The organism is Pseudomonas sp. NPDC087336, from assembly GCF_044744285.1.
Classification (GTDB): Bacteria; Pseudomonadota; Gammaproteobacteria; order Pseudomonadales; family Pseudomonadaceae; genus Aquipseudomonas.
In genome coordinates this window covers 115,075-122,862 of the sequence record NZ_JBIUYA010000019.1, presented here as the reverse complement: position 1 = coordinate 122,862, position 7,788 = coordinate 115,075, and the positions used below count along the sequence as shown (strand labels likewise).

The 7,788-nt window shown below is 57.6% G+C and carries 8 protein-coding genes; 6 read left to right on the top strand and 2 right to left on the bottom strand.

Annotation, left to right across the window (positions count from 1 at the left end; genetic code table 11):
- The 5 genes from ACIO0C_RS19805 to ACIO0C_RS19785 all read left to right on the top strand — a co-directional run.
- A partial coding sequence (locus tag ACIO0C_RS19805) for a cbb3-type cytochrome c oxidase subunit I (protein WP_401314747.1) occupies positions 1–740 on the top strand: 740 nt, incomplete at its 5' end.
- A gap of 3 nt (positions 741–743) precedes the next feature.
- Positions 744–1,367, top strand: a complete 624-nt coding sequence (locus tag ACIO0C_RS19800; RefSeq protein ID WP_033038499.1) for a cytochrome o ubiquinol oxidase subunit III — start codon at positions 744–746, stop codon at positions 1,365–1,367.
- Positions 1,367–1,702 carry a cytochrome o ubiquinol oxidase subunit IV gene (gene cyoD / locus ACIO0C_RS19795; protein ID WP_007916940.1) on the top strand — a complete coding sequence of 112 codons (336 nt, stop codon included), beginning with the start codon at positions 1,367–1,369 and terminating at the stop codon, positions 1,700–1,702. Before ACIO0C_RS19800 ends, cyoD begins: the two co-directional genes overlap by 1 nt.
- A gap of 10 nt (positions 1,703–1,712) precedes the next feature.
- Positions 1,713–2,600, top strand: coding sequence for a heme o synthase (cyoE, locus tag ACIO0C_RS19790; RefSeq protein WP_401314746.1), 888 nt, complete (start codon positions 1,713–1,715; stop codon positions 2,598–2,600).
- A 399-nt stretch (positions 2,601–2,999) separates the two neighbouring features.
- A complete protein-coding gene (locus tag ACIO0C_RS19785) occupies positions 3,000–4,511 on the top strand; it encodes a Fic family protein (protein WP_401314745.1) in 1,512 nt (503 codons plus the stop codon).
- Positions 4,512–4,592: 81 nt separating this feature from the next.
- Here ACIO0C_RS19785 and ACIO0C_RS19780 read toward each other — a convergent pair whose 3' ends face one another.
- Complete coding sequence (locus tag ACIO0C_RS19780; protein WP_401314744.1) at positions 4,593–4,871, bottom strand: DUF3077 domain-containing protein; 279 nt, start codon at positions 4,869–4,871, stop codon at positions 4,593–4,595.
- 245 nt (positions 4,872–5,116) lie between these two features.
- Positions 5,117–6,535: a PLP-dependent aminotransferase family protein gene (locus tag ACIO0C_RS19775; RefSeq protein ID WP_401314743.1), complete on the bottom strand. Its 1,419-nt coding sequence runs from the start codon at positions 6,533–6,535 to the stop codon at positions 5,117–5,119.
- Positions 6,536–6,683: 148 nt separating this feature from the next.
- Between ACIO0C_RS19775 and ACIO0C_RS19770 the strand changes: the two genes are divergently transcribed.
- Positions 6,684–7,784 (top strand): hypothetical protein, encoded by a 1,101-nt coding sequence (locus ACIO0C_RS19770; RefSeq protein ID WP_401314742.1) that lies wholly within the window; start codon positions 6,684–6,686, stop codon positions 7,782–7,784.
- Positions 7,785–7,788: the final 4 nt, after the last annotated feature.

Genomic DNA, 7,788 nt, shown 5'->3' with positions numbered 1-7,788 from the left:
TATACATCGCAGGTTTCGCCTTCTACTTCCCGAAAGCGTTCGGCTTCAAGCTGCACGAAGGTTGGGGCAAGGCAGCGTTCTGGTTCTGGATCTCGGGCTTCTTCGTCGCGTTCATGCCGCTCTATGCACTGGGCTTCATGGGCATGACCCGTCGTCTGAACGCCACCACCAACCCTGAGTGGGTGCCGTACCTGTACGTCGCCATGTTCGGTGCGGTGATGATCGCTGTCGGTATCGCCTGCCAACTGATCCAGCTGTACGTCAGTGTGCGTGACCGCAAGAAGCCAGAGAACATGTGCGAACACGGTGACCCGTGGAATGCCCACACTCTGGAATGGTCGACCTCGTCGCCACCACCGTTCTACAACTTCGCCGTGCTGCCGAAAGCCGACTGCGTCGACCCGTTCACCGAAGCCAAGGAAAACGGCACCGCGTACAAGGTTCCGGCCAAGTACGAGCCGATCCACATGCCAAACAACACCGCCACCGGTGTGGTCATGGGTGCTCTGCTGACCGTGTTCGGTTTCGCAATGATCTGGCACATCTGGTGGCTGGCCATCGCGAGCCTGGTAGGCACTGTCGTCTACTTCGCGATCCACGCCGCCCGTGATGATCAAGGCTATATGGTGCCGGTCGACGTGATCGAGCGCATCGAAGCCGAGCAGCACAAGCGTCTGGTAGCGGCAGGGAAAATCCCGGCCACCGCCACCCGTGTTGAAACCTCGTTGGAACAGGCTTAAACCATGTCGAACTTAGTGACCAATGTTGGACACGCCCATGGTGACCATGGGCACGATGACCACCACCACGACTCGGGCGAGATGACCGTATACGGTTTCTGGCTCTACCTGATGACCGACTGCATTCTGTTTGCGTCGATCTTCGCGGTGTACGCGGTACTGGTTAACAACGTAGCGGGTGGCCCGTCGGGCCACGACATCTTCGAACTGCCTTACGTACTGGGCGAAACCGCTCTGCTGCTGTTCAGTTCGATCACCTACGGCTTCGCCATGCTGGCGTTGTACAAGGGCAACAAGAAGGCGGTGCTGACCTGGCTGGGAATGACCTTCCTGTTGGGCGCAGGCTTTATCGCGATGGAGATCAACGAGTTCCACATTTTGATCTCCGAAGGCTACGGCCCTAGCCGTTCAGGCTTCCTGTCCGCGTTCTTTACCCTGGTCGGTACTCACGGTCTGCACGTGTCCGCCGGTTTGATCTGGATGGCGATCATGATGTATCAGGTGCAGAAAAAGGGCCTGACGTCGACCAACAAGACTCGCCTGAGCTGCCTGAGCCTGTTCTGGCACTTCCTGGACGTGGTCTGGATCTGCGTCTTCACCGTTGTCTACCTGATGGGGACCCTGTAATGGCTAATGCACACTCCCATGACAGCCATGATGCTGGCCACGGCAGCGTAAAGTCGTACGCCATCGGCTTCATCCTGTCGGTGATCCTGACCGTCATCCCTTTCGGTCTGGTGATGTACCCGAGCCTGCCGAAGGCCACCACGCTGGCAATCGTTCTGCTGTTCGCAGTGATCCAGGTGATCGTTCACCTGTATTACTTCCTGCACCTGGACCGTTCCATCGCTCAGCGTAACAACGTGATCGCTTTCGTCTTTACGGCCATCGTAATCGTCCTGCTGGTTGGCCTGTCGCTGTGGATCATGTTCAGCATCCACACCTACATGATGGCGAAGTGAGGTAGACCCGATGTCGCTCAAGCACTTTATCCAAATCACCAAACCGGGGATCATTTTCGGTAACGTGCTTTCTGTGGCAGGCGGGTTCTTCCTGGACTCGAAAGGGCATGTCGATCTGGCCGTGTTTCTGGCAGCCATGATCGGCACTTCCCTGGTCGTCGCCTCCGGTTGCGTGTTCAACAACTGCATCGACCGCGACATCGACCTGAAGATGGAACGCACCAAGAACCGTGTGCTGGTCCAGGGCCTCATCTCCCTGAAACTGGCCCTGATCTATGCGACCGTCCTGGGTGTTCTCGGCGTTGCGTTGTTGTACAAGGTGGCCAACCCGTTGGCCGCTTTGTTCGCCGTGATCGGCTTCGTGATCTACGTCGGCTTCTACAGCCTGTACCTCAAGCGCAAGTCGGTTCACGGCACGCTGGTGGGCAGTCTGTCGGGCGCCATGCCGCCGGTGATCGGTTATGTCGCGGTGAGCAACACCTTCGACATGGCCGCACTGACCCTGCTGGTGATGTTCAGCCTGTGGCAGATGCCGCATTCCTACGCCATCGCGATCTTCCGCTTTAACGATTACCTGGCCGCATCGATTCCGGTGCTGCCAGTGAAGCGCGGCATCCAGGTGGCCAAGAAGCACATCCTGCTCTACATCCTGGCCTTCCTCGTGGCGACCCTGATGTTGACCTTCAGCGGCTACGCCGGCATGAGCTACCTCGCCGTCGCCGCGGCCATGGGCATGTACTGGCTGTACATGGCCTGGACCGGCTACAAGGCAGTGGATGACACGGTCTGGGCACGCAAGCTGTTCGTGTTCTCGATCTTCACCATTACCGCGTTGAGCGTGATGATGTCCCTGGACTTCAAAGTGCCGACCGAGTTGTTGCTGACGTACGCGCCTTAAGGTTTGGACGCTGCATCGAAAAGCCCCGCCTTCGAGAGAAGAGCGGGGCTTTTTGTTGGGGGCTTTCTGGTGGGCCGAGGTGCCACCATCGCGAGTAAGCAGGCCAAGAAAATCTTAAGACTTTGAGGTTTCCTCAATTTTTTCTTAAGCGGACCAACATAGGACTCGCCTGTTAGTCCGCGTCGCGGCCATCGCGAGCAGGTAGTTTTCTTGTATGAACCGTATAAATCGCTCGGCCTGCTCTGGCGGAGTGTGCAAGCGCTCGAGGCTGATGCGCTTTCAACTGACAAGCATTTAAGCTGAGACTTAAGAAAAAATTGAGATAATCTTTAAATATTAAGATTTTATTGGCCGACTAAAGAAAAAATGTGCGGCATGATCAAAAGGAGGATCTGCGCGATGAATTCAGCTGGATACGCTTGCCTGCAAGACACGCTGCAGCTTTCAGCTTTTCCTTTGCGCCAACCCGCCAGAGTACAGCCAGTTACACGGCTTAAGCGAATCGATAACACATTGGCAGTTCCACCTGGAATTGCCCCTGTTTCAGACGATCTGCTGGGGCATGTGCTCTTTGCCTTGAAGCATGAAGGTATCAACCTCACCATCCTGGCCCAGGCTTTACCTCAGATTTCTCCACAAGCACTTGAATCGGAGCTGCAAAAAGCTCCGAACGGAATCTACATCCGCAAGGCTTGCTTCCTTTACGAGGCGTTTACTGGTGAAGGCTTGGCCCAGCACTCTCCGGTAAAGGGTAGCTTCATCCCCTTATTCGACCCCAAGCAGTATTTGACGATGCCAGGGGAGCGTAACTCTCGCTGGCGGGTGGAGTTCAACGGTCTTGGCACTTTGGCTTACTGTGCGACAGTTGAGCGAACCCCTCAAATCACTGCTCTGCTAGAGCACGATATTCTTGCTCGTGCCCAGCAATTCATCCAGAACCTGCCAGCGGGAATGATGGATCGAGCGATCAACTGGGCCTATCTGAACGAAACTCGGGACTCGTTTGCCATCGAGAAAGAATCGCCGAGCGAGGATAAATCCCGACGTTTTATTCAACTGCTTAAGCAAGCACACGAGCGCATTCCATTGAGCGAGGACTATTTGGTGAACCTCCAGAATGCGACGATTTCCAATCCATACGATATGGCTGCAGCGTTCCGCCATGAGCAGAATCACCTCGCAAATGGTCTGCAAGGCGCTGCGGGCGTGACATATGTCCCGCCTGAGCCTGATCTGTGTCGGGAGCTGATGAACGAGCTTATGGCTTTGGGAAATGAGGCGACAAAGCATATTGACCCACTGGTTGCCGCCGGAGTCATTTCATTCGGCTTCGTCTTCCTTCACCCATTCATGGATGGAAATGGTCGACTTTCTCGCTTTCTCATTCACCAGACGCTGTGTCGTGCGGGTGCTTTGGAGAACGGTTTTCTGCTCCCCGTTTCGGTTGCAATGAAACGCGAAGAGCGTCTGTATCTGGAAGCCTTGCAGGAGTTCTCTCGTCCTGCGCGTGAGTTCTGGGACGTCCGATGGATTGATCAGGGGAATCTGTCGTTCAACTTCACGGGACACTCAGCGATCTATCGCTTCTGGGATGCCACACCAGGCGTACGATTTACCTTGGAAATGGCTAAGCGAGCGCTTGAAGTCGAGTTGCGTGAAAAGACCATTTTTCTCGAAAACTACGACAAGATCGTCAAGGCAGTCGATGAACGCTATGACGTCAGGGGCAGTGACTTGTCCAATTTGGTGATGATGTGCCTCGCGCAAAATGGCACTGTCTCAAAGCATCGCCGTAAGCAATTCAAGTATTCGGTTCAGGAGGAGGTGTTTGACTACATCGAGCAGGTCACACAAGCCTTGCTCATAGCGCAGGATGAGGAAAGGCAAGGAGTCGAAGCTGCTGCCGAGTAACAACTTGAGTAAGCGTTATTCAGGACGCGATACGGTTCACCAAAAAGCCCCGTATTTTGAAAGAAACACGGGGCTTTTCATTCAACTGCGGTTGTTGCACGGTGCATCGAGCACCTTCACCACGTCGTCAATGATTGCCTTGCTCATGTCCTGCAGGAAATGCGAGGCCCAGGCGTGTCGGTCGCAGTCGCGGACCATAGCGGCGTCTGAGGTGAGCAGTTTGGCGAGGTGGAGCAGGTCTGAGGCGTGGGAGAGGGCGGAGGTGACCGGGACACCGGCGTTGATGCGGAAAAGCGGTTCGTTGGCGTGGTAGGAGAAGGGGGTGAGGCCGATGGTTTTGAGGTCTTGGGGAATGGTCATTGGGCTTCACCTCCTGCTGATCGCGAGGTGCTAAGTGCAAGAGAATTAATTTTGAACGGATTGCGGGCATGCATAAAGAGAACTCCAATTTGTTCCTGTATCTAGTTCGAGTTCTCAGGCCCGGTCGCTGAATTGGCAGCGACGGGCGAAGTTAGCGTGTGAATATAGGATTGCACAATCGTGGCTATGTGCTGGCCGGGATGCCTTTGGACACCGCCGCTCCCACAGGGATTGGTGGTGGGCGGTTATTTTTGTGGTTTGTCCAGCAAGCGGAAAAACCGCTCCCGCACCTGCACATGATCACTGTGCGCCACGTTGAAGCGCAGAAACCGATTGCCATCCGCAGCTTTGCTGAGCATGGTCCCCGGCGCCAGCACCAGGTCGATTTCCAGGCCTTTGCGGGCCAGTGCCTCGGCTTCAAAGCCATCGGGAAGCCGCGTCCAGATGTACAAGCCTTCTCCAGGCAGCGAAGACACCGAACACCCGGCTTCGCCCAGCCACGCCGCCACCCGGCTGTTCGACTCATAGAGCCGGTCCACCGTACGACGCATGTGCTTGGCATAGCTGCCGTCGCTGAGCATGGTGCAAATAATCTGCTCGGCCATTTCCGAAGTCATGCCACCGCAGGCCATTTTCAGGGTCACCATCCGCGCCGCGAGTTGTGGGGACAGCACCGCGAAGCTGACGCGGCTGTTGGCGGTCAGGGTCTTGGAGAAACCAGAGACGTAAGACACGTTGTCCAGCCCGCTCGCGGCCAGGCGCGGCGTTCGGCGTTGCTGCATGTCGCAGTACAGATCATCTTCGACGATGTGGAAATTGTAGCGATGGCTCAGTTCCACCAAGCGGTAAACCTGCGCCGACGTGAACGAGTGGCCGGTCGGGTTGTGCAGCGCATTGTTGGTCAAGTAGAGCACGGGACGGTGGGCGATCAGCAACTGCTCCAAGGCATCAAGGTCCATGCCGTCGCACTCGCGGCGGATGGTGATGACCTTGGCGCCGTGCCAGGCCAGATTGGTGTGCATCGTGAAGTAACAGGGATCATCGAGCAGCACCGTGTCGCCGGGCTTGACCAGCAGGCGCATCAGCATGTCGATGGCTTGTACGGTGTTGGCGGTGGTAATGATCTGCTCTACCGGCGCTTCGATGCCCAGGGTCGACATCTTGACCCGCAAGGCCTGGCGCAACGGCAGGTAACCGCTGGCGTTACCGTATTCGCCCATGCGCAGTGACGTTGCGCGAAGTGTGCCGCGCACGGCCTTGAGCAACTCTTCGGCAGGCAACCATGAAGACGGCAGGAAACCGGCTCCAGGACGCAGCGCGCCATTGTCCAGAAGCACCGCGCGGCGGACCACGCTGAGTGTGTCCTGGGGCAACAGGTCGGGGCCGGCGTTGGTCTGGGCGGTGGTGCTCGAACGGTGCACGTAATGCCCCGAGCCCTGGCGTGACACCACCAGCCCTTTGGCGCGCAAGCGATCGAGAGCGTCGACCACCGTGGACTTGCCCACGTGCATCAGGTCGGAGAGTTCGCGAATCGGTGGCAGCCTTGAGCCGTGGGGCAGGCCGCCCTTGCTGATCGCCACCGTCAACTGATCGACGATTTGCTGCACCAGCGGCACACCCGGCTGGAACTCGATAGCGGCGATCACTGCTCGCTGAGCCTGCATTTTACTGGTCTCTCCAGCAGTAAAGTTCGTTTGATTCTATACGAACTTGCTCTGATCAAGACAAGCATCTCTTTCTAACATCGCCTTACAGACTTTCTGGATGGTCGACCTGTGGCGGTCGATCAATGCCAGGTTCGTGAGGTGTTGCATGAGTGTCGAAACAACGGTCGTCGTGGCCAAACCGGTGATCAACCTGCGGTTGTTCACCATCCGGATCATCACTGCCGTATCGCTGTTCGCGGTGCTGGGCAAGGCCAACGTCTGGCTCGATACCGCCACCAACAGCATCCTGGCCCTGGGTTATCGGGCCTTGTTGCTGCTGTTGCCGTTGACGTTGCTGGTCCTCGGTCGCCGCTCGTTGGGCGTCACGCTGCTGTGCGCCGCCGGCGGGCTGGTGTTGCTGGCGGTCACCAGCAACCAGGGTGTGGTCATGTTTGCCGCGGCGTTGTTTGCCTACGGCATTGCGATTGCCGGCTACCTGATCAAGAGCGAAGCGGCCCAGACCAAGGAGGGCGCCGCCTATAACCGCGTCGCCATGAACATGGGCAGCCTGCTGGCAGGGCTGATCCTGCTGTCGCCGCTGCTGACCCCGACCCTGTTTTTCCTCGGCGCCGCAGGTTTCGTGCTGTTGTGCCTGCCGATCGCCATGGGCGCGACCTTCACCTGCGACCCCGTGGTGGCCCGTCCCGCCAGCCAGGACGGCAGCGGCTGGCGCAACAAACTGCCGTGGGTCATCGCCGGCGTCATCATGGGCATCAAGCTGTTCGGTGTGTTCTCGATCCTGCCCCAGGCGATCCTGCTGAAGACGGGCGAGCTGCCGGCCTGGTATGGCCTGATGCTGATCCTCAACAGCGCCGTGGTGGTATTCGCGCAAGTACCGGTCATGAAGCTGATCGAGAGCACCGGGCGCTTCAAGGTGCTGACGGTGATCGCCATCATCGTCGGCGGTTTTGCCGTGCTGTCTTCGCCTGCCGCGTTCCACGTCGACACCCTGGTCGGCGCGCTGATCTGGGTGGCGCTGCTGTCCATCGCCGAGTGCGCCTTCAGTCACCTCGATTACTTCTCGGTCAAGCAGAACAACATGTTCGTCAAGGAAGTGTCCCTGGGTGTCGGCGCAGGGTTGACCGTGTTGATCATGCGGGTCGCGCCACCGCCCTACAACGCGCTGGTGCTGGCGGCCATCGGCGCTGGCGGGATCGTGGTCTGGTACTGGCTCAACCGCCGATCAATTGCGTCGTTGCATGACTGAGTCA